We start from the raw sequence: 25,702 nt of genomic DNA, 5'->3' as shown, positions 1-25,702 counted from the left end.
AATTACATCCGTGGATTCACGTCAGCACGGTCCGTTCGTTGTGTAAATTGACAATCGTAATCCGATCGTCGATTTCTCTTACGCTTGTAAGATCGAGTGCGACATCTCGTCCCCGGGCGGCCCCGCGCCGGACGTGGTTAATACCGAATTAACCATGATCGCCGACTCCTGGGATCCATGCCCGCCGTCAGTTCCATCCGCAGCGTCGTCGAGTCGGCGATCCAGCGCGCCTCCAGCGCGACGGGGGTCGACTTCACGTTCCTGATGGGCGCGGCAAAGCGTGAGAGCGGCTTCAATCCGGCGGCCAAGGCGCGCACGTCGTCGGCCTCGGGCCTCTTCCAGTTCGTCGACCAGACCTGGCTGTCCACGCTGAAGAAGCACGGCTCCAAATATGGCTACGCCCGCTACGCCGACCTGATCTCGCAAGGTTCGGACGGTCGCTATCGCGTCGATGGCGACGAGGCCCGCAAGGCGGTGTTGGGGCTGAAGATGGACCCCCACGCCGCGTCGCTGATGGCCGGAGAGCTGACGTCGGACCACGCCTCGTACCTGCGCGGGCGGGTAGGCCGTTCGCCCACGGCCGGCGAGCTCTACGCCGCTCATTTCCTGGGTCCGCAAGGCTCGGCGCGCCTGATCGAGGCGGCCACCGCCTCGCCCGGCGCCAACGCCGCGGCCATGTTCCCGGACGCGGCCCAGGCCAATCGCTCGATCTTCTATCGCGACGGCCGCGCGGCGACGGTGGGCGAGGTCTACGCCAACCTGACCAAGACTGGCGGCTCGGGTCAGGTCGCCGATCCGGGGCCGTCCCGCCAGGCCGACACCGACCAGGGCTTCATGCAATATGCCAGCGGCCGACGGGCGGAGCGCATTCGCCAGCAAGAGGCGATGGTCGACCTGATCCTGCGCGGCTCGCAGGACGTGGGCGACCCGTTCGGCGGCTCCAGCGTCGGGACGGCTGGCGCGGGCCAGCGCCTGGCCAGTTCGATGTTCTCGGCCGAGATGCTGCGCGTGCTCGCCGACGCCAACGACAAGGTCAAGCAGCGCTGACGCTGACCAGTTCGGCCAGTTTCTCTTCCGACCAACCCAGTTCCCTGAACACGGCCGCGGTGTCGGCCCCAAGCTTCGGCGCGGGGCCGCGCGGACCCTCGCCGGCGCCTGGAAAGCGAGCCGGGGCGGCCGGGGCCTTGAAGGTTCCTCCCGCGCCGTCGGGCGTATCCACGAAGCAGCCGGCCGCCTCGGCCTGGGCGTCCGCCGTCAATTCGCGCGGCGTCTGGTACGGCGCCCAGGTGATGTCGCCAGCGTCCAGGGCCGTGGCCGCATCCGCATAGGCCATGGCGCCGAACGCCTCGTCGAGAATGTCGACCAGCGCCTGGCCGTTCTCGCGTCGCGCCTTGGCCGAGGAGAAGCGGGGATCGTCCACCAGCTCCGGCCGGCCGGCCGCCGCGGCGATGCGCGGCCAGTCGACCGAGCCCTGGCGGGGCAGCAGGCAGATCCAGCGTCCGTCCGACGTCTTGTAGAAGTTCGCCAGGGGCTGCACGGACTCGCGTCGCCCCCGGGTCGAGGCCAGCTTTCCGAAACGCAGCTGGATCGCCATGTCCGATCCGATCGCATAGACGCCGGTGCGCAGCAGGGAGGTCTCCACCAGCCGGCCGGCGCCGGTCCGCTCCCGCTCGTAGACCGCCGCCAGGATCGCCGACACCGTGGCCAGCGAGGTGACGTGGTCGCCCATGCCGGTGCGGATCGGGAAGGGCTCGGCGCCCTTGGGCGCGGTGATCGATCCGACCCCGGCGCGGGACCAGAACGCCGCCACGTCCATGCCCGGCTTGTCGGCGTCCGGACCCGTGAGCCCATAGCCCGTCAAGCTGCAGTAGATCAGGCGCGGGTTGAGCGCTCTCAGCGTCTCATGGTCCAGCCCGGCGCGCGCCAGGGCGGCGGGGCGGACATTGGTCAGGAAGATGTCGGCGGTGGCGGCCAGCGCCTTCAGCGCCTCGCGACCCAGGTCGCTCCGGATGTCCAGCACCACCGCCCGCTTGCCGCGATTGTCGAGCTCGAAGACCGGGTTGGCGTCCTGGTCCGAGCCGATGGTGTCGAAGAAGCGCCGCATCGGGTCGCCCTCGGGGGACTCCACCTTGATCACCTCAGCGCCCCAGTCGGCCATGATCCCGGCCGCGCCCGGAGCGGCGATATAGGTCGCCAGCTCGACGACCCGGAGTCCCTCCAGCATCGCATCCTCCCTCGCTTTTCTCGTTGGGGGAGAGTGTGCGGAAGGGGGAGGGTCTTGGAAAGGCTTACCCAACGGCAAGCCTCGGCGCCCGGCTAGAACACCAGGCGGCCAGGCGGCTCGACCTTGATGATGCGCAACAGTCTCTGGTGGCCGTCCCGGTCGGGCCACTCGATCTCCTGGCCGACGGAAAGGCCGATCAGGCCCGCCCCGACCAGGGAGAGCACCGAGATCTTGCCCGCCGCGATGTCGGCTTCCTTGGGATAGACCAGCAATACCGAGCGGGCCACGCCGTTGGCGTCGTCCTCGAACCGCACCGTCGAGCGCATTCGGACGACATGGGTGGGCATCTCGGCGTCGGGGCGGATCTCGGCGCGGTCGATCTCCTGCAGCAGCATGTCGGTCGCCACCGGAGCGACCTGCTCCATCTGCAGGGCCAGGGTGGACAGGCGTTCGACCTCGGTTTCGGCCATGATGATGCTGGGACGCGCGACGGCGTCTGTTTGCGAGAGCATGGAAGGCTCCTGGCGATGATGTGAAGGCGCGACGGCGCGCTCGGCGAACCGTCAAATGGCGTGATGTGTGATGTTCGCCCCGAACGGCCGCCGCGGACGCGCGGACGGTTCGGGGCTAGGAGCCTGCGAGCAGGCTACCGCCGTGATGGCGAAAACGCCGAAAGGTCGGACGAGAGAACATGCGCCATTGTCCACCCTCGGCCCGGCTTGTCAAATCGGCCGAGCCGCGTCTCAGGCGGCCTGGGATCGAGGGGTGTTGCGATCCAGGGCGGCCGCGTCGGCCAGGGCGCGCGCCACGGCGGCGACGCTGACCGGCTTGCGCAGGACGATGTCGGCGCCCGCTTCGAGGAATTCGGAGGCCTCCTCGCCATCCACGACGGCGACGATCGCGGCGTGGCGATTGGGACCCTCGGCCTGACGAAGCAGGGCGACGGCGTCGGGGCCGTCCAGCATCGGCATGCGGCCATCCAGCATCAGAAGATCGAACTCGGCGATGTTGGCCAGGTCCACCGCGCGGCGGCCGTTCTGGGCGTGGACGACCTGATGGCCCAGCTGTTCGAGGATGGCGCGCAGCATGGCCGCGTTCAGGGCGTCGTCCTCGGCGATCAGCACGCGCAGGCTGCGCGGAGCCCCCGGCGGCTCGGCCACGACGGCGTCCAGCTCGACCTCCGGCTCCCACTCCGCCAATGGATCGAAGGGAAGGGTCAGGGTGAAGCAGCTGCCCACGCCCACGGCGCTGCGCGCATCCAGCGCGCCGCCCATGAGGCGCGCCAGCTGGCGCGACAGTGAAAGGCCAAGGCCCGCGCCGTTGATCCCGGCGCCGGTGCGCTCGATGCGGCGGAATGGTTCGAAGGCCTGGGTCATCTCGTCGGGCGAGAGGCCGGGCCCCGTGTCGGCGACCTCCACGGCGACGTGATCGCCGCGCAGCTCGACGCGCACCTCGATGCGTCCGCGAACGGTGTACTTGACCGCGTTGCCCAACAGGTTGGCGATGATCTGGCGGGTGCGCAGGCCGTCGGCGACGGTCGCCCCCCGATCGCGGCCGCGCAGCAGCGGATCGATATGGACCGACAGCTCAAGCCCCTTGGCCGCCGCGTGCGGCTTATCCAGCAACACGAGGTCCTGCACCAGTCGAACCGGGTCGAACGGCTGGGCCTCCACGCTCAGGCGACCGGACTCTGCGGTTTCGGAGTCCAGCGTGGCGTTCAGGACGCCGATCAGATCCTGGGCGGCGTCCAAGGCCGCGTTCAGCTGCTCTCGCGAAGGGGCGGCGCGGCCGCCCCGGCCGGCGGCGGCGGCCAGCACGTGGGTGACGCCGGTCAGGCCGTTGCGGATCTCGTGGCTGAGAGTGGCGACGATGTCGGACTTGGACTGGGCGGTGCGTTCGGCGCTTTCCAGTACGCGCAGGCGCTCCTGGACCAGCTGCTCGTGAGCGACGGCGAGGTCATGCTGGCGGCGCAGCATCCGGTTGTGGATCAGGGCCAGGGCCAGGGCGAGCGCCGTGGCCCCCCAGGTCAGGTCGCCGCCCGGGTGCGGACCCTCGCCCCAGAACTGGGCGATCAGCGGACCCGCCGCGGCGAGCGGCGCGACGATCAGCAGGCTGGGCAGGTAAGGCGCCGAGAAGAAGGCGCAAAGCACCGCCCCGCCGGTGGCCAGCAGCAGCAGGGATTCGCGCGCCGCGCCCGCGCCGTGCGCGAACGCCGCGATCTGCACCACCGCCAGGGCCCAAAGAACCCCGCAGAGCAGGTGAATGCGCGCTCGCCGGGCCAGGTCTTGCGACGCATCGTCGCGTAGCCAGTTAACGGCGGCGTAGAAGGCGCCCCAGTTGATCGCGAAGATCGCGAAGCTGGCGGTCATCCAGAGACTGTTGGCGGCGAACGAGCCAACCCATACGAACAGCGGCAGACTGACCGCGAAAACGCCAAGCGCATAAGGCAGCAGCGCGGCCTGGGCGTCCAAGGCCTTGGCCAGCTGCGCGCTCCCGATTGGGGTTTCGTCCTGGCGGCGCTCGGCGAGCAAGGTCGCGCTCCTCGTGGTTGAGGGCGAACCCTAGGGGCGCGTGGTGTGTGCTGGGTTACGGCGTATCGTTAATCCACAGCTTCCTTGCGCAAACAATCGTTAAGCCTAACGGCCGAAGATCGTCGTCTCGAGCGGACCCTGTCTTGTCGGACGGAATCATCGGAGAGGACGGGGTTCGATACACATGCTGGAGCGCGTCGACCGCGCTCCCGGTCCGGACGGGCGATCCATGGCGACGACGCGCGCAGCACTGACCGAAGCCGATATCCGGATGCTCGTTAAGGGCGCGACGCTGGATGAGCGGGCGCTGGCGGCGCACAAGCTGTGCCGCAGCATCGACCGGGCCATGCTCGGCGAAGAGGACCGGCAGGTCGCCCACGACATCCTGCGGGTCATGGCGACGGACGCGGCCGAGTTGGTGCGCCGCGCCATGGCCGTGACTCTCAAGAACTCCATGGTCCTGCCGCACGACGTGGCCATGCGCCTGGCCCGTGACGTCGAGACGGTCAGCCTTCCGATCATCAGCTTCTCGCCGGTCTTTTCGGATTCCGATCTGGCCGAGATCGTTCGCGTCGGCGGCCCGCTGCGCCAGTTGGCGGTCGCCAAGCGGCCGAAGCTGTCCAGCCGCATCACCTCGCTGCTAGTGGAGCAGGGGGGCGAGGAGGTCGTCGCCACGGCCTGCTCCAACGACAACGCGCGCTTTTCGGAAGTCGGCTTGCAGAAGGCCCTGGACCGGTTCGCCCGGTCGGAACAGGTGCTGCGCGCCGTCGCCTATCGCGCGGCCTTGCCGCTGTCGGTCACCGAACGGCTCGTCGACATGGTCGGCGATCAGCTGCGCGACCACATCCTGGCCAATCACGCGATATCGGTCGAGCGGACCATGGAGCTGATCGTCGACGCCAAGGAGCGGGCGACGATCGACCTGGTCGACCAGGCCGGACGCGCCAGCGATCCCAAGGCGTTCGCCGCGCACTTGCACGGGGCGGGCCGCCTGTCGCCTTCTCTGTTGCTGCGAGCCCTGGCGCACGGCCACATGGCTTTCTTCGAGTGGGGCGTGGCCGAGCTGGCCGGCGTGCCGCATCACCGCGCCTGGCTGATGATCCATGACGCGGGACCACTGGGCTTGACGTCGATCTGCGAACGCGCCGGCCTTCCGCCCCGGCTGTATTCGGCGTTCCGGGCGGGCGTGGACGCCTTCCACGGGCTTGAGGCGGACGGCGGCGCCTTGGATCGCGAGCGCTTCCAGGAGCGCATGATCCAACGATTCCTGACTTCGTCGCACGCGACCTCGCGTGAGGACAGCGACTATCTGCTCGAGCGCATGGATCGCGCCGCGAACCGACGGCGCGCCCTTTCGCTCTAGTTCGAACGGTTGTTCGAAAAAGGACTGGTCGCCCGCGCGGGTCGGCGCCAGACTTGCAGCCATGTCCGACTCTTCCTCGGGTGAGCTTCGCCCCGCCGCGACCATACTGCTTCTTCGAGACGCGCCCGACTTCGAGGTGTTGATGGTCAAGCGTCACCACCAGATCGACTTCGCGGCCGGCGCCCTGGTCTTTCCCGGCGGCAAGAGTCACCAGGGCGACAGCGACCCGCGCTGGCGCGATCATGTCCTGGGCTTCGAGACGGTCGGACCCGACGACACGGCCCTGCGGATCGCGGCCTTGCGCGAGGCCTATGAGGAGGCCGGCGTGTTGCTGGCGCGCGATCGCGACGGCGCGTTCTACGCCGGGGAGGCGGCCAAGGACATCCGCGCCGCCGTGGCCGACGACCAGGTCGCCTTTCTCGATGTCGTGGCGGATCTGGGCCTGCGCCTGGACCTGTCGGCCCTCACCGTCTTCGCGCGCTGGATCACGCCCAAGCTGATGCCCAAGCGCTTCGACACCTGGTTCTATGTCGCCCACGCGCCCTTGGCCCAGCAGGCGATCTGCGATGGACACGAGGCGGTGGACGCTGAATGGATCTCACCCCGGGCGGCGCTGGAAATGGCGGCGGCCGGTGAGCGCAAGGTGATCTTTCCCACGCGCATGAATCTGCAGCTGCTGGCGCAGAGCGCCGATCCGCGTGACGCCGTGAGCCGTGCGGCCGCTCGTGAGCTGGTAACGGTCGAGCCGTGGGTGGACGGCGAGGTCCTCCGCATCCAGCCGCACGCGGGCTATGGCGCGGTGACGGAGCCGCTCGCGGCGCTCTAGCTCAGTTTGCGATCGCGGGCCCCGCCGCGTTGACCCAGCCCACCACCTCGCCCAGCACCTGCGCCACGGCCTTGTCATAGGCCGGCACGATCGCCGAGACGCGGTTGTCGGCGGCCTCTACGCGAGCTTCGAACACTTGGTCGCCGACCAGGGAGCGGTCCTGGTTGCGGTTCAGCACGCCGCGCACTCGCACCACCACCTCGGGGGCTGCCTTGCGGCCGTTGACGTAGTCGGTCTCGAAGGTCCTGACCTCGAGGCGCAGCACCAGGTCGATCTTGCTCACCTCGCCACGGCCGATCAGGCGGGCGCGGCCAGGATCGTTCTCGAACGCCCGGGCGACCGCTTCCTCGAACAGGACGGAGGCGGGTGAGACCCAGCGCGCGTCGGCGATATAGGCGACCTGGCCGTCGCTGCTGGTCAGGATGCGATCGGCGGCCGCCGATCGGGTGAAGATGGTCGGCGACTTCAGCACGCTGAACATGGCGCCGGGCGGCCCCTTGGGCGTGCTGACCTGCGCCTCGCCAAATCGGTAGAGACCCACGGGCTTGGTCTTCGGAAAGACGCTGATGCAGGCCGTGAGGCCGACGGCCAGCGTCGCGACGGCCGCGATGCGTGCAGCGTTGCGTGCGATGCGGATGGGGCTCACGGTTTGACCTCCACTTCCTTGGCGGGCGCCTTGCTGAGCGCGCCGCGAGGATTCTGCTCGACCTCGCCGACCAGCCGATCCAGAGATTCGGCGGCCGATTGCAGGGTGACGATGGCCGCCGACAGCTGCGGCAGGCCGGTGTTGGCGAAGTCGCTGGTCGGACCTTCCAGCTTGCCGACCATGCCTCGGGCGTCCTTGGCGGCGGCTTTCAGCTCCGCGGCGGCGTCGCCCAGCTGGCTCAGGGTGCGCTTGGCGTCGCCGTTGACCACGCCGTCGGCGCTGTTGGCCAGCTGGGTGATCGATTGCGCCGTCTGGTCGATGCTCTGCAGCGCCTTCTGGGCGTCGGCGATGACCTCCTTGCGCTCGCGCATTTCGGCCGTCACGGCCTGGACGTCGCTGAGCGTGGCGCTGAAGGTCTTGATGTTCTTGTCGGACAGCACGCGGTTGACGCGGTCCAGGGCCTCGATAGTCCTGGTCAGCACCGTGCCGCCGCCCTCCAGCAGGTCGGACAGGGTGCTGCGCTGGCTGCGCAGGACCGGCACCTTGCCGTTCTTGACCGTGTCCTTCAGCAGTTCCTTGTTCGGCGAGCCGGCGGTGATCTGCACGTAGTTGACGCCGGTGATGCCCTGCGGCTCCAGCGTGGCGTAGCTGTCGACCTTGATCGGCACGTCCGAGGTTACCCGGGCGCGGGCGATGACGCGGTTGGGATCGCTCTTGTCCAGCTCGATGCGGGTGACCTCGCCGACCTTGATGCCGTTGAAGTGCACTTCGCCGCCCTGGGACAGGCCGCGCACCGGCCCGACGAACAGGATGTCGTAGAGGTCGTAGTCGCGACTGAAGCTCAGCTTGGCCAGCCAGACGACGAAGATCACAAGCCCCATGAGCAGGGCCAGCGAGATCGCTCCGACAAGGGCGTAGTTGGCGTTTCTTTCCATCAGTCGGTCCTCGCCTTGGCCCGGTCCTCGGCGGACGCGGCGGCGCGTCCTCGGGGGCCCAGGAAGTATTTCTTGATCCAGGGATGCTCCGAACGCTCGAGTTCGCGCACCGGCGCCACGGCCACCACCTTCTTGTCCGCGATGACGGCGACGCGGTCGGTGATAGCGTAGAGGGTGTCCAGATCGTGGGTGATCATGAAGACGGTCAGGTCCAGGCTGTCCGACAGGTCCTTCAGGAGCTCGTCGAAGGCGGCCGCGCTGATCGGGTCCAGGCCGGCCGTCGGCTCGTCCAGGAACAGCAGTTCGGGGTCCATGGCCAGGGCGCGGGCCAGGCCGGCGCGCTTGCGCATCCCCCCCGACAGCTCGGCGGGCTTGAGCAGGGCGGCGTGGGCGGGCAGGCCGACCATGGCGATCTTCAGGTCGGCGATCTCGTCGATCTCGCCTCTGGGCAGACGGGTGTGCTCGTGAAGCGGCGCCGAGACGTTCTCGCGCACGGTCAGGTTCGAGAACAGGGCGCCTTGCTGGAACAGCACGCCCCAGCGCCGCTCGATCGACGACCAACGTCGGCGCGAGGCCGTCTTCATGTCGCCGCCGAACAGCCGAACCTGACCCCCGTCCGGCGGCTTGAGGCCGATGATGCTGTTCAGCAGGACCGATTTGCCGGTGCCCGAGCCGCCGACCACGCCAAGGACTTCGCCGCGCTCGACCTTCAGGTCCAGGCCGTCGTGGACGACGTGGTCGCCGAAGCGCGAGACCAGGCCGCGGACCTCGATGGGGTATTTCTCGACGTCGGGCGTCTCGGGGGAGGGCGGCGGAGCGGAGGCGGGGCCGGTCATATGTCCAGCTCCATGTAGATCAGGGCGAAGACCGCATCGATCAGGATGATCGCGAAGATCGCATGGACCACCGCGGCGGTGACGCGTCGACCCAGCGCCTCGACATCCTGGCCGACTTCCATGCCCTGGCGGCAGCCGATGGCGGCGATCACCGCGGCCATGACGGGCGCCTTGGACAGGCCGACCCAGAAGTGGGTGGCGCCGACGTAGTCGACGATCCGCTGCAGGAAGAAGGTCGGCGACAGGTCCAGGACGATCCAGACGACGATCGCGCCGCCCACCAGGCCCGCGATGGTGGCCACGAAGGTCAGCAGCGGAATGGTGAAAAGCAGCGCGGCGAACCGCGGCAGCACCAGCGCCTCGTACGGATCGACCCCCATGACCTGCATGGCGTCGATTTCCTGGTTCATCTTCATCGAGCCGATCTCGGCCGCGAAGCTGGAGGCCGAACGGCCCGCCAACAGGATGGCGGTGATCAGGATGTTGAACTCGCGCATCACCGAGATGCCGATCAGCTCGACCGAATAGACCTGGGCGCCGAAGTCGGTGAGCATGTTCGCGCCGAGCAACGCCACGACCGCGCCGATGAAGAAGGTGGTGGTGGCGACGATGGGCATGGCGTCCAGGCCCGCCCGTTCGCACAGGGCGATGACCGGCGCCCAGCGGATCCGGCGTGGATCGACAGTGCTGCGAGCCAGGGCGCTAAGCAGATGTCCCAGGAAGACCAGCGTGCCGTAACCGTCGGCGAACAGGCCGAAGACGCCCCGTCCGATCCGTTCGAGCAGGGCGCGCACGCCGCCAGGGCGGACGGTGGGCTCGGGCTGGACCTGAATGGCGGCGAAGACCAGCTCCAGAAGACGCAGCACCTCCCGCCGGGCCTTGACGTCTTCAGGCTTCAGGCGATCGCCGGCCGCGCGCAGGATCGCATAGGCCCCGGCCGTGTCGCAGCGATTGATCCCGACGAGGTCGAAGACCGGCGTTTCGGTCTTCTCCAGGGCGTCGGCCAAGCGGATGCCGGCGTCGAACAGCCCACGGGCGGTCCAATCCCCCGACAGGACCGCCGTGGGCCGGCCGTCCTGTTCGACCAAGGTGAAGTCCGCGGGAAGCGCCATGAAGTCCTTGAGAGGGTGATGTCCCGTTATATCCAAGCCCAGCCGCGGACCTGACAAGTGCAAAACGCGCCAAGGCGCAGCTTGTTTCTGCTCCCCGCGCACGCCTGGGTTTAAAGTTGGGATCCGCTAGTGCTGCATCGCACAAAGCTTCAACCTTGTTTAACGGATTCCGGTCACCAACGAGCCAATCAAAAATTTAAATCTCGGTTCGGAGTAGGCAGGCATGGGCGCGGACGCGAAGCTGGATCAGCGAATGGCCTTCATGCGCTTCGACGAGCGCGCGCGTTCGGCCCTGCGCGGGATCCAGCCGGTCATCGACACCGAGATCGAGCCCGCGCTTGGACGGTTTTACAGCCAGGTCCGGGCGTTCCCCGAGACGCGTTCCAAGTTCCGCGATGACGCCCATATCGCCGGCGCCGAGCGCGCCCAGGCCGCGCACTGGCGGCGGATCGCCAAGGCCGACTACGGCGAGAGCTACGTCAACGACGTCGAGCGGATCGGCCGCGCCCACGTCCATGCCGAACTCGAGCCGCGCTGGTACATCGGCGGCTACGCCGTGGTCGCCGAGGAATTGATCCGCGCGGTCGTCGCCAAGCGCGCCAAGGGACTGTTCAACAGCGCCAAGTCCGACCAGGACCTGGCCGACGGCCTCTCCGCCCTGATCAAAGCCGTATTCCTGGACATGGATCTGGCTATCTCCAGCTATCTGGCGCTGATGGCCGAGGAGCGCCAGGCGCTTCAGGCCGAGCGTGAGGCCGGAGCGCGCCGCCAGGCCGCGGCTGTGCAGGCCGTGGGCGCAGCGCTCGCGCGGCTGGCCGACGGCGACCTGTCGGCCCGGGTCGAAGGGGAGATGGCCCCCGAATTCGCGAGCCTGAAGACCGACTTCGAAAAGGCGGTTGGATCGCTGGACGCGGCCATGCAGGCCGTGGAGCACTCCGCGGCCGGGATCCGGTCGGGCGCCGACAAGATCGCCCGCAGCGCCGAGGACCTTTCCGAGCGCACTGAAAAGCAAGCCGCGACCCTGGAGCAGACGGCCGCGGCCGTGGAAGAGCTCACCAGCGCCGTCGGCAAGACCGCCCATAGCGCTCGCGAGGTTTCTTCCCGCGTCGACGCGGCCAGCGCCGAGGCCGAACGGTCGGGCGACGTGGTCAGCCGCGCGGCCCAGGCCATGACCAAGATCGAGGCCCAGTCGCAGCAGGTGAACCAGATCCTGGGCGTGATCGACGAGATCGCCTTCCAGACCAACCTCCTGGCCCTCAACGCCGGGGTCGAGGCGGCCCGGGCCGGCGACGCCGGCAAGGGTTTCGCGGTGGTCGCCCAGGAAGTCCGGGCCCTGGCCCAGCGTTCGGCCGAGGCTGCGCGCGAGATCAAGTCGCTGATCACCGAGTCCAGCCGCCAGGTCGGCGAGGGAGTCGAGCTCGTCGGCCAGACCGGCGAGGCGTTGCGGGGGATCTTCGACAAGGTCGGCGGCATCGGCGAGCTGGTCACGGCCATCGCCTCGTCCGCCAGCGAGCAGGCCTCCGCGCTGGAGCAGGTCAATTCGGCCGTGAACCAGCTGGATCAGGTGACGCAGCGCAACGCGGCCATGGTCGCGCAGTCGACCGAGGCGACCCACACGCTTCGCGTGGAAGCCTCCGACCTTTCCGAGCGCGTGGGCGCGTTCCGCCTGGGCGGCGAGCGTCCGCGAGGGCGGGTCCACGAAGAGCGTGTCGACAACGCGGTTCACGCCGCCCGCGACCGCATCGCCGCCTTCGCCCGTCCGGGCCGATAACTGGAGCGCGCTAGAGCCCTTTAGCTTTAGATGAAATCATCTAAAGCGCTAAAGAGGGCTCTAAATATTTGATTCTAGAGCCTGTTTATCTCGTTTAGATGGCTCCATCTAAACGAGACAGGCTTAGGCCGGCTCCATCTAAACCGGACAGCTCTAGCGCGGCGGCGGCGCCGTCGAGGCGCGGTGGATCAGTTCGAAGGGCAGGAGCGTGTCCGCCGGACGTTCGGCGGGCTCGTTGCTCTTGGCCTGGGCGATCAGCAGGCGCGCGGCCACCGAAGACATTTCCGCCACCGGCTGGCGCACCGTCGTCAGTTGCGGCCGACTGAACCGCGAGCTGGGACTGTCGTCGAAACCGGCGACCGAAACATCGCCCGGGATCATCAGGCCCGACTCCGCGATCGCGGCGATGCAGCCCAGCGCCATGTCGTCGTTGCTGGCGAAGATCGCCGTCGGCCGGTCGGGCAGGGCCAACAGGGCCTTGGCCTGGTTCATTCCGGACTGGAACGTGAAGTCACCCTGGCGCACCCAGCCGGCGGTCACGGGCAGGCCATGGGCTTTCATCGCTTCCAGATAGCCTTCGCGTCGGGCCTGGCTGGCGCCGTAGCGCGGCTCGCCGACGATGAAGCCGATGCGCCTGTGGCCCAGCTCGATCAGGTGCTCGGTCATCTCGCGGGCGGCGGCGACATCGTCCATGTGGACGCGCGGCCCCAGACCCTCGGCGCGTTCCGGACCGACGCGCACATAGGGGGTTCCGGCCTTGTCGAGCAATTCGAGGACCACCGCGTTATCGGACGACGGCGGGGTCAGGATCACGCCGTCCGGCTTGAGGGCGGCCAGCAGGGCGGCCACCTCCTGGCGGACCTGCGGGCCCTCGTGGTCGATCAGTTCGATCAGCAGATGATAGCCCGCCTCGCGGCATTCCAGCGTCGCGCCAAGCTGGATGCGGCTGAGATAGTCGGCGCCTCGCTCGCTGCGCCAGTGGTCGATTGTCAAAGCCGCGTCGACGAAGACGGCGATGACGAACGAGCGCGAGCCGGCCAGGCTGCGCGCCGACAGATTGGGGCTGTAGTCGAGTTCGCTGGCGGCCTGGAGGACGCGGTCGCGCATGGCGGGCCGGACATTCGGCTCCTTGTTCATCACCCGCGACACGGTCTTGATCGAGACCCCCGCCCGGGCGGCGACGTCGTAGATCGTCACCGAAGCCATGTTCGCCTCGCCCCCTTGTGAGACTCACGTCAATCCGCGCAGCCTAGAGCCTGCATCGGTCGTATGGAAACCTCTGGACGACATCACGCCGACCCTTGTGCCGTAACGCGGGGGCGGCCACTGTGGGATGACGCGGCGAAGACCGCGCGGCGCCCGCCTCGCGGGCCCGGTCAAGAACTGGAGCGGGCCCGCGCCGACGGCGTCGTCGCCATGCTCTCGGGGAGGTGAGATGCGGCCTGACGACCAGGCGCGGCCCAAGGAGCCGGTGCGCGCGAGTTTCATCGCCGCCTACACCCTGGCTCAGATCGGGGCCTTCGTTTCGTTCCAGCCTCTGCTTCAGGTGCTGCTGCCGCTGAAGGCGGAAACCATCGATCCGGCCGGCAAGGCGGTGGTCCTCAGTCAAGTCGCCTTCTACGGCGCCATCGTGGCCAGCATCGCCAACCTGCTGGCCGGTGCGATCAGCGACCGGACCACCTCGCGCTTTGGGAGGCGGCGGCCCTGGATGGTGGTCGGCGCCGTGGGCGCCTCGCTGGCCTATCTGGCGATCATGCGCGCCACGACGCCCCTGGCCCTGGTCGGTGGGGTGATCCTGTTCCAGTTGACCTTCAATCTCTGCTTCTCGGCCCTGGTGGCGGTGATGCCCGACCGGGTGCCTGATGGCCAGAAAGGTTCGGTGGCGGCGTTTCTGAGTCTGGGCAATCCGATCGGCACCGCGGCGGGCGCGGTCCTGATCGGCGGCGTGCTGGTCGTCGAGGGGCAGCGTTACGCGGCGATCTCGGCGGCGCTGCTTCTGGGGCTGGCGCCGTTCGTGTTCAGCCTGCGCGATCCGCCTCTGCCCAAGGCCAGCGTCCCACCGTTCCGCCTGGGAGCCTTTCTCTCGGGGCTGTGGGTCGATCCGCGCAAGCATCCGGACTTCGCCTTCGCCTGGGCGGGGCGGTTCATGGTGCTGGTCGCGTTGTGCCTGACCCAGAACTACATGCTCTATTTCCTGCAGGACGTGCTGGACTATCCAAGCCTGTTTCCAGGCCATCGGGCCGAGGAAGGGCTGGCCATCCTGACGACGGTCTCGACGGTGTCCAACGTCGCCTTCGCCCTGCTCGGCGGCATGCTGTCCGACCGCTTGCGGCGACGAAAGCTGTTCGCCTTCGGCGCCGCCCTGACCATCGCCGTGACCATGGCCGCCTTCTCGTTCTCGCCGGGCTGGCCGGTCCTGCTGGCGGCCTATGTGGTGCTGGGATGTGGGGCGGGGTGCTTCTACGCCGTCGACATCGCCCTGGTGACCCAGGTGCTGCCGTCGCAGCGCGACGCCGGCAAGGATCTGGGGGTCATCAACCTGGCCAACACCTTACCCCAAGCCTTGGCCCCGGCGATCGCGGTGTGGAGCCTGGGACCGACCCACATGAACTTCCAGGTCTTTTTTCTGACCGCCGCGGCGCTGTCCCTGGCTGGCGGCCTGGCCATCCTGCCGATACGAGGGGTGCGCTAGCTTCGAGGGCCGCCCTTGCCACAGTTTCGCGCCATCACAGACCCCGATGACCCCGCCGTCGCGCCGTTCCGAGCGATCAAGGAGCGCGACCTGGTGGGGCGCGAAGGCCTGTTCATCGCCGAGGGCGAAACGGTCCTGCGGGCCTTCGTCCGTGACGCGCCCGAGCGGGTGGCGTCCCTGCTGATCGACCCCAAGCGTCGGGACAAGCTGGAAGAGGTCTTCGCGGCGCTGCCGGAAGGCGTTCCCGTTCACTTCGCCGATCAGGCGGTGCTGGACGCCATCGCCGGCTTCCACCTGCATCGCGGCGTGCTGGCCCTGGGGCGAAAGCCCGAGCCGGTCGCCGCGCGGGACCTGCTGGCGAATCTGCCCGAGCGAGCGACCGTGGTGGTGCTGAGCGGCATCGCCAATCACGACAATATGGGCGGCGTCTATCGCAACGCCGCCGCGTTCGGAGCGGACGCGGTGATTCTCGACGCCGACTGCTGCGACCCGCTGTATCGCAAGGCGATCCGCGTGTCGGTCGGCGCGGTGCTGTCGATTCCGACGGCGCGGCTGGAGAGAGACGACGATATCGCCGCTCTTCTCGCGGACACGGGCTTCGAGGGCCTGGCGCTCAGCCCCTCGGCGAGCGAGACTCTGGCGCGATTGAAGCCCAAGCGGCGTACGGCGGTGCTGCTCGGCGCGGAGGGGCCCGGTCTCGCGCCGGAGCTGATGGCCCGCGTGAGGACCGTCGGCATTCCGATGGCGAACGGCTTCGATTCGCTGAACGTCGCCACCACCAGCGGGATCGTGCTGCATCATCTGCGCTTCGCCGAGGGATAGGAAACCGGTTTCCAAATCGCGCGAAGCCGCTTTAGGGTTCGCGCGTGAACAACAACCCCGTCAGAAGGCTCTGATCCCATGCTGAACCGTCGCGGCGCCCTTGCGGTTTTCGTCACCGGCGTCCTGGGATCGCTGGCGGCGCGCAAGGCGGAGGCGGCGGCCGTGAAAAAGTCTGGCGCCCCTCTGGCGGATCCCACCGAGGTCATCACCCTCTGGCCGAACGGCGCGCCGGGCGGGGAGGGCGTCACGGCCGAGGAGGCGATCGTCGATCGCACCCCGACTGGCGGTCAGCGCGACCGGGCCCAGGTTCACACCCGCAAGCCGACCCTGGTCGTCTTCCGCCCGAAGACGCCGAACGGCGCGGCGGTCATGCTGATCCCCGGCGGCGCCTACGAACGCGTGGTGCTGGACAAGGAAGGCTACGAGACGGCGCGTTGGCTGAGCGCGCGGGGCTATGCCTGTTTCGTCTTGTTCTACCGCATGCCGGGGGACGGCTGGGCCGCCGGCGGCGACGCGCCCTTGCAGGACGCCCAGCGGGGCGTTCGCCTGATCCGCTCCAAGGCCGTCGCCATGGGCTTCTCGCCCGACCGGGTCGCGATCATGGGCTTCTCGGCCGGCGGACATCTGGCGGCCAATCTGACGACCCGCTTCGATGCGCCGGCCTACGCCCCGATCGACGCCGTCGACCAGCTTCCGACCAAGCCGAACCTGTCGGCGCTGATCTATCCAGTGATCAGCCTTGATCCCGCCATCGCCCACGGCGGTTCGCGCAAGCAACTGCTGACCCAGGACGCCTCGCCCGAGCGCGCCTTGGCGCTGTCGCCCGAGAAACAGGTGCGCGAGGGGTTGTCGCCGGTGTTCCTGCTGCACGCGGTCGACGACAAGACCGTGCCGGTCGAAAACACGATCGTCATGTTCACCGCCCTGAAGGCCAAGGCCGTCCCGACCGAGATACACGTCTTCGAGGAGGGCGGCCACGGCTTTGGCCTGCGCTTCACCGCCGACAAGCCCGTGTCGGCCTGGCCTGGCCTGTTCGCGGCCTTCGCCGCGCGCCACGGCGTCTGACGCGGCTCAGCAGGCGGTCTTTTCGCGAAGCTGCCAGGCCGCGATCTCGGCGTCGCGGAACTTCACCCACTCCGCGCGCAGCACCGCCGGGCGCTTGCCATGACGTTCCTCCAGGAACTCGGCGCCGACCACTCGGTCGGTGCGGAAGGTGCGAAAGGCCTCGCGCAGTTCGCACCAGGCGATGATCATTCGGATGGTCTCGCGATAGCCGACCGTCACCGGCCAGATCACCCGCGCGCTGACCGCGCCGGCGCCGTCGCTGTAGTCCAGGCGGATCTTGCGGCCGGCATGAATCCACGCGCGGACCTGAGCCACGTCGATGCGATCGGTCTCGGGCTTCCAGGCAGGCGGCGCGCCGATCGCCGGCTCCAGCACATAGGGGCGCAGGCGGTCGGGCACGGCCGCGGCGATCTTGCTGATCAGGTCGTTGGCCGCCTTGGCCAGCACGGGGTCGCCGCGCCCGGCCACCCACTGCGCGCCCAGCACCGCCGCCTCGATCTCGTCGGGCGTCAGCATCAGGGGCGGCATGTCGAAGCCGGCCTCCAGCACATAGCCCACGCCGGCCTCGCCACGGATCGGCGCCCGCTGGCCGACCAGGGCGGCGATGTCGCGATAGACGCTGCGCTTGGACGTCTCCAACTCGGCGGCGATCGCGTCGGCGGTCACCGGCGCGCGGCTGCGACGCAGGATCTGGATGATCTGGAAAAGGCGTTCGGCGCGTCTCATGACTTCGAATATCGGTGATCGCTACTGACAGCATGCTGGCAGTAGCCTGGCGGTAGCAAGTCGTCACCACGACATTCGTGATGGAGAGGGACGATGATCACGCTGTTCGCCGCCGGAGCCGGGTTCGGTCTACCCGAGATCAGCCCCTATGTGACCAAGACCGAGGTCCAGCTGATGATGGCGGGTCTGGAGTATCACAAGACCAAGGGCGGTCGCGAAGCCGCGCCCAAGGGGCAGCTTCCGTGGATCGAGGACGCCGCCCAGGCGATCGGCGACTCCACCTTCATCCGCGCTCACATAGAGCGGAAGTACGACATCGATCTGGATGTCGGCCTGACCGGCAAAGAGCGGGCCCAGGCCTGGGCGATCGAGCGGATGATCGAAAACCAGCTGGGCTGGGTGTCCAGCTACTTCCGATTCCTGGACCCGGCCAACTTCGCCAAGGGGCCGGGGCGCTGGTTCGACCAGGCGCCCGAGCCTTTGCGCGACGACCTGCGCAAGGGCCTGCAGGAGGCGGTCGCGACCAATATCCGCGCGGTCGGCGTGGGGCGGCACCTGCGCGAGGAGGTGGTCTGGCTGGGCGGTCTTTCCCTGCGCTCGCTGGACGAACTGCTCGAGGACAAGACCTATCTGATGCGCGACAGGCACCCGGTCGGCGTCGACGCCACCGCCTTCGCCATGCTGGCGGCGATCATGACGCCGTTCTTCGAGTCGCCGCTGCGACGCGAGGCCGAAAGCTATCCGCGGCTGGTCGCCTATGTCGGGCGGATGATGGCCCAGTTCTACCCGGCCCATCCCTGGGGGCTGCGACAGGCGGCTTGATGGCGCATTCCCCGCCTTCCAGCCGCCATCCATTGTTGCGCCAGATCACGATCTGACGTTGTTCACGGTTTGGGGATCGCTTTGGCGCGATAATTGGCCGCACGACGCCAGGTCTTGCCGTTCGCGGGAGGGCTGTGCTGACTTGCGAGCTTGGAACTAGGGGGAATTGATGTCTGAGAATTTGGCGCCCGTGAGCGTTGAGACGGTGCTGAAGGCGATCTCGGCGGAGATGACGATCGCGGCGGTGGCGTGCGGACATCTGGATGTGGCGCTGGGCAAGATTCTCGAGGTCGTGCCAGCCGAACATCGCCTGACGGTGATGCACGAACTGCACACGGTCGACCTGCTGGCCCAGCACATCACCGCGATCACCGACTTCACCGGCCGGGTGTCGCATGAGACCAGCCACGCGGGGCGTCTGGACGTGAACGACGCCCTCTCGGCGATCACCCTGGGCGACGTCGCCAGCCGGCTGCGCGTCTCGATCGAGGCCGAGACTGTCTAGAGCCCCAGGCTTAGTGCGCCGGGCGGATGGCGTCGGCTGAAACCGTGTTGGCGGGCCGGCGGCCGGCTTCGACGTCGGCCAGGTTGCCCAGGGTCGTCTCCGCGATCGCCGTCAGCGCCTCCTCGGTGAGGAAGGCCTGATGGCCGGTGACCAGGACATTGGGGAAGGTCAGCAAGCGCTGGAACAGGTCGTCCTGGATGATCTCGTTGGAGAGATCCTCGAAGAAGAGGTCGGCCTCCTGTTCGTAGACGTCCAGGGCCACGCCTCCGACCTGGCGTGACTTGAGGCCGGCGATCAGGGCGGTGGTGTCGATCAGCGCGCCCCGGCTGGTGTTGACGATCAGCACCCCGGGCTTGGCCGCCGCGATGGCCGCGTCATCGATCAGGTGACGGGTCTCCGGCGTCAGCGGACAGTGCAGCGAGATCACCTCGGCCTCGCGCAGCAGCGTCCTGACCGGCACGTAGCGGACGCCGGCGGCGACCAGGGCCGGGTCCTGGACGACATCGCTGGCCAGCACCTCGCACCCGAAGCCCAGTCGCAGCATGCGCGCGACCAGGGCGCCGATGCGGCCTGTTCCGACGACGCCGGCCGTCCGGCCCGCCAGGTTGCGGCCGATCAGACCGTCGAGGGCGAAGTTGTTCTCGCGCACCCGCGCCCAAGCGCGGGGGATGTTGCGGTCCAGCGCCAGCAGAAGACCCAGGGTGAATTCGGCGACGGCCTCCGGCGAATAGGCGGGCACGCGCACCACCTTGACGCCGAGACGTTCGGCCGCCGCCAGGTCCACATTGTTGAAACCCGCGCAGCGCAGGGCGATGGTGTGCGCGCCACCCGTGGCCAAAGCCTCCAGGGTCGCGGCGTCCAGGCGGTCGTTGACGAACACGCAGACCGCCGGATAGCCCGCCGCCAGCGGCGCGGAAGAGGCGTCGAGCCGCGCCTCGAAATAATCGATCCGGTGGCCGAACGCCGCGTTGGCGGCGTCGAAGAACCGCCGATCGTAGGTCTTGGCCGAGAACATCGCGACCCGCATCGTCCGCTCCTTGTCTGCGATGGCAGGGTTAGCAGATCGCCGCCCCCTCGCGCAGTGAGGGCGCGTACGGACCCGGCGATCGCGGGAAACGGCGTCGAATGGCTCTTTTCATTTATTCACTACTAAATTAATGAAATTCGCAGTCATCGCCGCCCGCGCCCTCGAGAAGGCGTGTCGGGGAGAGCCGCCAGGGAGGCCATCGCCATGCAGAACGATCGTGTCGCGCTCAGCGCCATTCTGACCCACCATGCTCGGCGATCTCCTTCACGCGCGGCGCTGATCGTCGACGAGACCCCGGTCACCTACGACGCGTTGGACGCCCGAACGAACCGTCGCGCGCGGATGCTCGCGGCGCACGGCGTCGGCCAGGGCGATTTCGTCACCATCGCGCTGCCCAATGGGCTGGAATTCTACGAGACCGTCTTTGCGACCTGGAAGCTGGGAGCGATCCCCAACATCGTCGCCGCCAAGCTGGCGCGTCCGGAGATGGAGGCGATACTCGATATCGTTCGCCCCAGGCTGTTCGTCGGCGCCCCTCCTGGATCCGGTGTCCCGGTTCTGGCGGCGGATCGCGCCGCGCCGGAAGCCTATTCGGCCGAAGCGCTGCCCGAGGCCGTCTCGCCGCATTGGAAGGCGATGACCAGCGGCGGTTCCACGGGACGGCCCAAGGTGATCGTCGACGCCATGCCGGCCCTGTGGAATCCGGCGGAAGGGTTCCTGGGCCAACTGCCCGGCGACGTGATCCTCAATCCCGGACCGCTCTACCACAACGCCCCATTCCACTGCGTTCACATGGGGCTGTTCGTCGGCGCCACCGTCGTGGAGATGGGCAAGTTCGATCCGTTGCGCGCGCTGCGACTGATCGAGGCGCACGGCGTCACCTGGGTGACCCTGGTGCCGACCATGATGAACCGCATCTGGCGCCTGGGCCCGGACGTGCTGTCGGCCTTTTCCCTGCCCAGCCTGCGAATGATGGTGCACATGGCCGCGCCCTGCGCGCCTTGGCTGAAGGAGGCCTGGATCGACTGGCTGGGAAGCGAGCGGGTCTGGGAATACTACGGGACCACGGAGGGGACGGGATCGACCATGATCTCGGGAACGGACTGGCTGACCCATCGCGGATCGGTGGGACGCGTCCGCGATGGCTACGCCCTGAAAATTCTCGACGCCGAGGGTCGTGAGCTGCCCGCCGGCGAGGTGGGCGAGGTCTTCTTCCGGCCGCAAGGCGGGGTGGGGTCGACCTATCACTATCTGGGCAGCGAGGCGCGCCGGCGCGGGGAATGGGAGGCGCCAGGCGACCTGGGATCCGTCGACGCGGACGGCTATCTCTATCTGTCCGATCGCCGCAACGACCTGATCATTTCGGGCGGCGCCAACATCTATCCGGCCGAGGTCGAGGCCGTGCTTGACGCCCACCCGGCGGTGCGAAGCAGCGCGGTGATCGGGCTGCCGGACGAGGATTGGGGAGGGCGCGTCCACGCCATCGTCCAGCCGGTCGAGGACAGCGGCCTGGAGGCCGACGAACTGCTCGACTTCGCCGCCGACCGCCTGACCCGCTACAAGCTGCCCAGGAGCATCGAGTTCACGACCGAGCCGCTGCGGGACGAGGCTGGCAAGGTGCGCCGGGCGGCCCTGCGCGAGGCGCGGCTACGGACCGCGGAGAAGGTTTCCTCCTAGAGTCTCAGGACTTACGACGCCTGTAGAGGGCGTCGAAGCCGCCGGCCATGAAGGTTACGAACCTTTCGCGGACAGCCTGGAAATCGTCGGATGCGCACAGGCCGCCCGACAGACGGTCGATGCGTCCGGTCCGCGACAGGATCAGCGAATAGGCGCCCGAGGTGAACTGGAAGCTCCAGAACAGATCCTCGGGCGCGGCGTCGGGCAGCGCCTTCTTCAGAAGGCCGACGAGCCGGAGCACAAGCGGATCGAAATAGGTGTCCATCTTCTCCGCGCCATAGCCGGGCGCGTTGTTCACCTGGGCGAAGATACGGCCGAAATTGCGCCAGCCTTCGTCGCCGTTGATGTAGACGTCGAACGCCTGATCGTAATAGCAGCGCAGCGCGCCCTCGACCGTCGGATGGTCGCCGACCTCGGCCTCGTAGGCGTCCAGGCCGGCCGTCCGCGTCGTCACGGCGTACTCGACACGCCGCTCGAAGACGGCGTCGAACAGCGCCTTCTTGCCGTCGAAGTAGTAGTGGATCAGCGCGGGGTGGATGCCCATCCGGTCGGCGACGTCCTTGATCGTCACCCCGAAATAGCCGAGCTGCGCGAAGAGGTCCTCGGCCGTGTCCAGGATCGTCTTGACGGTCGCGGCCCGCTGCTCGGCGCGTGTGCGGCGTCCTTCGGCTTTCGGCGCTGCTGCCATGGCTCCCGGCTTTCTGATCGGACCCGTCCGGTGAAGACGCTCTCCAACCGATTCAAGGCGGACGATGGGGCGGCGTCCCCATGGGGTCAAGCAACGCCTGCACAAATTTCATTTAGTGCTAAATAAATGAAATTGACGAACCCTGGCCCCTCGGCTACGCCTTGGCCAAGCTAAAAATAAAGGGGAGGGTTCAATGCAAACCTGGAAAACCGCGCGGCGTGTCGCCCTGTCGGGCGCGTCGCTTGTCGCCATGCTTCTGGCGACCGGGCACGCCACGGCGCAGACCGCGCCGGCGAGCGAGCCGGAAAACACGCTCGAAGCCATCGTCGTGACCGGATCCAGCATTCGGGGCGTGCCGCCAGTCGGTTCCAACCTGATCAGCGTCTCGCGCGACGACATCAAGGTGATCGGCGCGACAACCACGCCGGACCTGCTGGCCAGCGTGCCGCAACTGAACAGCTTCAACACCGCGCCGCGGGCCAACAATGCCGGGGCGGGCTCGTTCGCCCCGGGCATGCGCAGCCTGCCGGCGACCGCGACCCTTCCGCTGCTGAACGGCCATCGCGTCGTCGCGGGTGGGGCCAACGAGACCAACCCGGACTTCCCGTTCCTGCCGGATCTGGCGATCGAGCGCGTCGAGATCGTCGCGGACGGCGCCTCGTCGATCTACGGTTCGGACGCCATCGCCGGCGTCGTCAACTTCATCACCCGCAAGCGCTATTCCGGCGTCCAGCTGTCGACGCGCTATGGCGCGGCCGACGACTATCACACGTTCAGCGTCAGCGGCCTGGCCGGCCGCGAGTGGACAGGCGGATCGATCCTCGGCGCCTACCAGTATTCGGAAAACGGCAATGTCACGGGCGCCGATCGCGACTATCGCATCGTGGATTTCCGCCCCTACGGCGGCGTCGACGCGCGGGGAACCAGCTGTCCGCAGCCGAACGTGGTCATCGGCGCCACGGTCTATGGCGCGCCTGGCCTGGCGCCGAACTCGACCAACTATTGCGACGTCGGCGGTCCGGTCGACCTGGTTCCGGCCTCGCGCCTGCATAGCGGCTTCCTGACCGCGCGGCAGGAGGTCGGCGATCGCGTCACGCTGTGGGGCGACCTGCTGTATTCGGACCGCAAGGACACGGTCCAGGCGGCGATCCCGGCCCAGACGGTGGTGCTGACCGCCGCCAATCCGTTCTTCAAGGCGCCGCCGGGAACCGCCGCGACGGCCGAGACCATCTTCTTCCGCCCCGACAATCTGGTCGGCGCCGACCACTTCCGGCAGACCTACCACGTGAAAGCCGGCAACTCGTCCGCAGGCGCCGACGTGCGGTTGCCGCGAGACTTCAACCTGAGCGCCTATGGCAGCTACGATTGGGCGTCCCATGTCGCCTTCCAGCCGATGATCAATCCGGTGGCCCTGGCCGCGGCGGCGGCCGGGACCACCGCCGCGACGGCGCTGGATCCGTTCGGCAATGGCACGAGCGCGGCGGTCGTGGCGGGCGTCACCAACTACTCGACCAGCGTCACGATCCAGCAGCGCACCAAGCTGGGCGCGGTCAAGGTCGACGGGGCGCTGCTCGACCTGCCTGGCGGCGAGCTCAAGATCGCGGCCGGCGCCGAGTATCGGCGCGAGACCTTCCGGCAACGCGGCTTCGTCGGCGCGACCCCCGTGCCGGAAAACCTGGGCCGCAACATCAAGTCGCTCTATGGCGAACTGTTCGTGCCGATCGTGGGCGACGGCAACCAGGCGCCTTTCCTGCACCGGCTGTCGCTGTCGCTGTCGGGCCGTTACGACCACTACAGCGACTTCGGCTCGACCAAAAATCCGAAGGTCGGCGTGAACTGGGATCCGATCGAGGGCCTGACGCTGCGAGGGACCTACGGCCGCTCGTTCCGGGCGCCGGGCCTGCGGGACGTCGGCGCCACCGTCGGCGCCTATTATCTCGACGCCGCGACCGCCGCGGTGGCGGCGCGCGACCCGTCGCGCGGTTCGGCGCAGGTCAACACCGTCTACCTGCTCGGCGGCAACAAGAGCCTGCAGCCGGAAAAGGCCAGGACCTGGTCGTTCGGCGGCGACTTCACGCCCCGCTTCCTGCCGGGCGCGCGGGCCAGCGTGACCTTCTACGACATCAACTTCACCGACGTGATCGGCACGCCGCCGACCAGCCTGGTCTTCACCGACCCCACCTTCGCCTCGGTCGTCTATCGCAATCCGTCGGCGACGCAGCTCTCGGGCCTTCTGGGCCTGGCGGTGCCGGTCAACCTGCCGACCCCGCTGCCGGCGATCGGCAACGCGCTGGATCTGCGCCGCGGCAATTTCGGCGTGCGCAAGACCAACGGCTTGGACTTCGACGTCAGCTATCGGCGCGCGACCGGCTTCGGCAGCGTGTTCGGCGGCGTCGCGGGGAACTACATCTTCAAGTTCGACACCCAGCTCTCGCCGACGGCGCCAGTGTCGGACGCCCTTCGGCTGGGCGTGCCCAAGGCGACCGTCCGGACGACGGCGGGCCTGAGCGCCGGCTCGGTCAGCCTCGTGGGCTTCGTCAACTACCGGGACGGAGTGACCAACACCTACGCCACGCCGACCGGAACCAGCACGTACGACGCCGACGCCTACACGACCGTCGACCTGCGCGTTTCGTGGACCCTGCCGGGTGCCGGGCTGACGAAGGGCTCGGAGCTGTCGCTGCAGGTCAACGACCTGTTCGACAAGACCCCGCCGTTCTTCCCGGCCACCGACGGCGTTGGTGGGACCTACAATCCGATCGGACGGTTCGTGGCCGTGAACCTGAGAAAGACCTTCTGATCAACGCGCGCGTGGCGGCCGCAGCCTCGGCCGCCCGATCCGCCGCGGGGAGGCCTTGCCGCATCCCCGCGGCGCAGCCGCCGCGGCTCGACACCGACTTTCCGCCGCTCCGGAGTGACCTTTTTCATGATCCAAGACGATATCCGCCGAGCCCGGGGTTTCGACCCGACCAAGCTCGCCGAGATCGGGCCCATGCTGCAGGCGTTCGTCGATCGCGGCGAGTTGGCGGGCGTCGTGACCCTGACCTCGCGCGGCGGCGAGATCGTCCAATCCGAGGCGCTGGGCTGGCGTGATATCGAGGCCAGGTCGCCGATGCGGCCCGACACCCTGTTCCGCATCGCGTCCATGACCAAGCCGATCACGTCCGTGGCGGCCTTGATGCTAATCGAGGAGGGCAGCCTCGCCCTCACGGACCCGATCGCGCGCTGGATTCCTGAACTCGCCGACCCCTTGGTGTTACGCGACGCCGCCGGCCCACTGCGCGACACGGTCCCGGCCCGTCGTCCGATCACCGTCGAGGACCTGCTGACCCACCGCGCCGGCATAGCCTACGGCTTCTTCTCGGAAGGGCCGCTGAAGCACGCCTATGAGCGCGCTCTGGGCGATCCGGCGATGACCCGCATGAGCCCCGATG

General features: G+C 68.3%; 23 protein-coding genes. 12 read left to right on the top strand and 11 right to left on the bottom strand.

Annotated features, from left to right (window positions below):
* Window positions 1–177 precede the first annotated feature (177 nt).
* Window positions 178–1,047 carry a transglycosylase SLT domain-containing protein gene (locus tag VJ655_RS05985; RefSeq protein ID WP_324110153.1) on the top strand — a complete coding sequence of 290 codons (870 nt, stop codon included), beginning with the start codon at window positions 178–180 and terminating at the stop codon, window positions 1,045–1,047.
* Here VJ655_RS05985 and VJ655_RS05980 read toward each other — a convergent pair.
* From VJ655_RS05980 to VJ655_RS05970, 3 genes are all read right to left on the bottom strand, one after another.
* Window positions 1,034–2,224 (bottom strand): CaiB/BaiF CoA-transferase family protein, encoded by a 1,191-nt coding sequence (locus VJ655_RS05980; RefSeq protein ID WP_324110152.1) that lies wholly within the window; start codon window positions 2,222–2,224, stop codon window positions 1,034–1,036. The genes VJ655_RS05985 and VJ655_RS05980 overlap by 14 nt on opposite strands.
* A gap of 92 nt (window positions 2,225–2,316) precedes the next feature.
* The gene (rnk, locus tag VJ655_RS05975) at window positions 2,317–2,736 is read right to left on the bottom strand and encodes a nucleoside diphosphate kinase regulator (RefSeq protein WP_324110151.1); all 420 of its coding nucleotides are present in this window, start codon (window positions 2,734–2,736) and stop codon (window positions 2,317–2,319) included.
* 231 nt (window positions 2,737–2,967) lie between these two features.
* Window positions 2,968–4,755: a hybrid sensor histidine kinase/response regulator gene (locus tag VJ655_RS05970; RefSeq protein ID WP_324110150.1), complete on the bottom strand. Its 1,788-nt coding sequence runs from the start codon at window positions 4,753–4,755 to the stop codon at window positions 2,968–2,970.
* A 229-nt stretch (window positions 4,756–4,984) separates the two neighbouring features.
* Between VJ655_RS05970 and spbR the strand changes: the two genes are divergently transcribed.
* Complete coding sequence (gene spbR, locus VJ655_RS05965) at window positions 4,985–6,118, top strand: pole-localized protein SpbR (protein WP_324110149.1); 1,134 nt, start codon at window positions 4,985–4,987, stop codon at window positions 6,116–6,118.
* A gap of 61 nt (window positions 6,119–6,179) precedes the next feature.
* The gene (locus VJ655_RS05960) at window positions 6,180–6,944 is read left to right on the top strand and encodes an NUDIX hydrolase (RefSeq protein WP_324110148.1); all 765 of its coding nucleotides are present in this window, start codon (window positions 6,180–6,182) and stop codon (window positions 6,942–6,944) included.
* A gap of 1 nt (window position 6,945) precedes the next feature.
* On the opposite strand, the gene VJ655_RS05955 is transcribed toward VJ655_RS05960, so the two are convergent.
* The 4 genes from VJ655_RS05955 to VJ655_RS05940 are packed head-to-tail and all read right to left on the bottom strand — an operon-like array spanning window position 6,946 to window position 10,473.
* Entirely contained in the window at window positions 6,946–7,590 is a 645-nt protein-coding gene (locus tag VJ655_RS05955; protein WP_324110147.1) for an ABC-type transport auxiliary lipoprotein family protein, read from the bottom strand.
* Window positions 7,587–8,525: an MlaD family protein gene (locus VJ655_RS05950; RefSeq protein WP_324110146.1), complete on the bottom strand. Its 939-nt coding sequence runs from the start codon at window positions 8,523–8,525 to the stop codon at window positions 7,587–7,589. The genes VJ655_RS05955 and VJ655_RS05950 overlap by 4 nt, the downstream gene beginning before the upstream one ends.
* The gene (locus VJ655_RS05945) at window positions 8,525–9,361 is read right to left on the bottom strand and encodes an ABC transporter ATP-binding protein (RefSeq protein ID WP_324110145.1); all 837 of its coding nucleotides are present in this window, start codon (window positions 9,359–9,361) and stop codon (window positions 8,525–8,527) included. Before VJ655_RS05945 ends, VJ655_RS05950 begins: the two co-directional genes overlap by 1 nt.
* Entirely contained in the window at window positions 9,358–10,473 is a 1,116-nt protein-coding gene (locus VJ655_RS05940; RefSeq protein ID WP_324110144.1) for an ABC transporter permease, read from the bottom strand. Before VJ655_RS05940 ends, VJ655_RS05945 begins: the two co-directional genes overlap by 4 nt.
* A 223-nt stretch (window positions 10,474–10,696) precedes the next feature.
* Here VJ655_RS05940 and VJ655_RS05935 point away from each other — a divergent pair, with 223 nt between their 5' ends.
* Window positions 10,697–12,244, top strand: coding sequence for a methyl-accepting chemotaxis protein (locus tag VJ655_RS05935; RefSeq protein ID WP_324110143.1), 1,548 nt, complete (start codon window positions 10,697–10,699; stop codon window positions 12,242–12,244).
* 153 nt (window positions 12,245–12,397) lie between these two features.
* Here the strand turns inward: VJ655_RS05935 and VJ655_RS05930 are convergent, their stop codons facing one another.
* Complete coding sequence (locus VJ655_RS05930) at window positions 12,398–13,450, bottom strand: LacI family DNA-binding transcriptional regulator (protein WP_324110142.1); 1,053 nt, start codon at window positions 13,448–13,450, stop codon at window positions 12,398–12,400.
* Window positions 13,451–13,679: 229 nt separating this feature from the next.
* On the opposite strand from VJ655_RS05930, the gene VJ655_RS05925 reads away from it, so the two are divergent.
* The 3 genes from VJ655_RS05925 (at window position 13,680) to VJ655_RS05915 (ending at window position 16,823) form a co-directional block, all read left to right on the top strand.
* The gene (locus tag VJ655_RS05925) at window positions 13,680–14,936 is read left to right on the top strand and encodes an MFS transporter (RefSeq protein WP_324110141.1); all 1,257 of its coding nucleotides are present in this window, start codon (window positions 13,680–13,682) and stop codon (window positions 14,934–14,936) included.
* A 15-nt stretch (window positions 14,937–14,951) separates the two neighbouring features.
* Entirely contained in the window at window positions 14,952–15,758 is an 807-nt protein-coding gene (locus VJ655_RS05920) for an RNA methyltransferase (RefSeq protein ID WP_324110140.1), read from the top strand.
* A 78-nt stretch (window positions 15,759–15,836) separates the two neighbouring features.
* Window positions 15,837–16,823: an alpha/beta hydrolase gene (locus VJ655_RS05915; protein ID WP_324110139.1), complete on the top strand. Its 987-nt coding sequence runs from the start codon at window positions 15,837–15,839 to the stop codon at window positions 16,821–16,823.
* A 6-nt stretch (window positions 16,824–16,829) separates the two neighbouring features.
* On the opposite strand, the gene VJ655_RS05910 is transcribed toward VJ655_RS05915, so the two are convergent.
* Window positions 16,830–17,549, bottom strand: a complete 720-nt coding sequence (locus tag VJ655_RS05910; protein WP_324110138.1) for a YafY family protein — start codon at window positions 17,547–17,549, stop codon at window positions 16,830–16,832.
* Between the two features lie 93 nt (window positions 17,550–17,642).
* On the opposite strand from VJ655_RS05910, the gene VJ655_RS05905 reads away from it, so the two are divergent.
* Complete coding sequence (locus tag VJ655_RS05905; RefSeq protein WP_324110137.1) at window positions 17,643–18,371, top strand: glutathione S-transferase family protein; 729 nt, start codon at window positions 17,643–17,645, stop codon at window positions 18,369–18,371.
* A 169-nt stretch (window positions 18,372–18,540) separates the two neighbouring features.
* Window positions 18,541–18,876, top strand: a complete 336-nt coding sequence (locus VJ655_RS05900) for a hypothetical protein (RefSeq protein WP_324110136.1) — start codon at window positions 18,541–18,543, stop codon at window positions 18,874–18,876.
* Window positions 18,877–18,886: 10 nt separating this feature from the next.
* On the opposite strand, the gene VJ655_RS05895 is transcribed toward VJ655_RS05900, so the two are convergent.
* Window positions 18,887–19,903 carry a 2-hydroxyacid dehydrogenase gene (locus tag VJ655_RS05895; protein ID WP_324110135.1) on the bottom strand — a complete coding sequence of 339 codons (1,017 nt, stop codon included), beginning with the start codon at window positions 19,901–19,903 and terminating at the stop codon, window positions 18,887–18,889.
* A gap of 204 nt (window positions 19,904–20,107) precedes the next feature.
* On the opposite strand from VJ655_RS05895, the gene VJ655_RS05890 reads away from it, so the two are divergent.
* The gene (locus VJ655_RS05890) at window positions 20,108–21,580 is read left to right on the top strand and encodes an AMP-binding protein (RefSeq protein WP_324110134.1); all 1,473 of its coding nucleotides are present in this window, start codon (window positions 20,108–20,110) and stop codon (window positions 21,578–21,580) included.
* Window positions 21,581–21,584: 4 nt separating this feature from the next.
* Here VJ655_RS05890 and VJ655_RS05885 read toward each other — a convergent pair whose 3' ends face one another.
* Entirely contained in the window at window positions 21,585–22,268 is a 684-nt protein-coding gene (locus VJ655_RS05885) for a TetR/AcrR family transcriptional regulator (protein ID WP_324110133.1), read from the bottom strand.
* Window positions 22,269–22,461: 193 nt separating this feature from the next.
* On the opposite strand from VJ655_RS05885, the gene VJ655_RS05880 reads away from it, so the two are divergent.
* Together VJ655_RS05880 and VJ655_RS05875 are read left to right on the top strand one after the other, a co-directional pair.
* The gene (locus VJ655_RS05880; protein WP_324110132.1) at window positions 22,462–25,068 is read left to right on the top strand and encodes a TonB-dependent receptor plug domain-containing protein; all 2,607 of its coding nucleotides are present in this window, start codon (window positions 22,462–22,464) and stop codon (window positions 25,066–25,068) included.
* A 126-nt stretch (window positions 25,069–25,194) separates the two neighbouring features.
* A partial coding sequence (locus VJ655_RS05875) for a serine hydrolase domain-containing protein (protein WP_324110131.1) occupies window positions 25,195–25,702 on the top strand: 508 nt, incomplete at its 3' end.

The sequence above is a fragment of the Caulobacter sp. genome, assembly GCF_035254145.1.
In the GTDB taxonomy this organism is placed as follows: Bacteria; Pseudomonadota; Alphaproteobacteria; order Caulobacterales; family Caulobacteraceae; genus Caulobacter.
The sequence above is the reverse complement of the archived record's forward strand: the minus strand, read 5'-3'. Positions and strand labels throughout refer to the sequence as shown.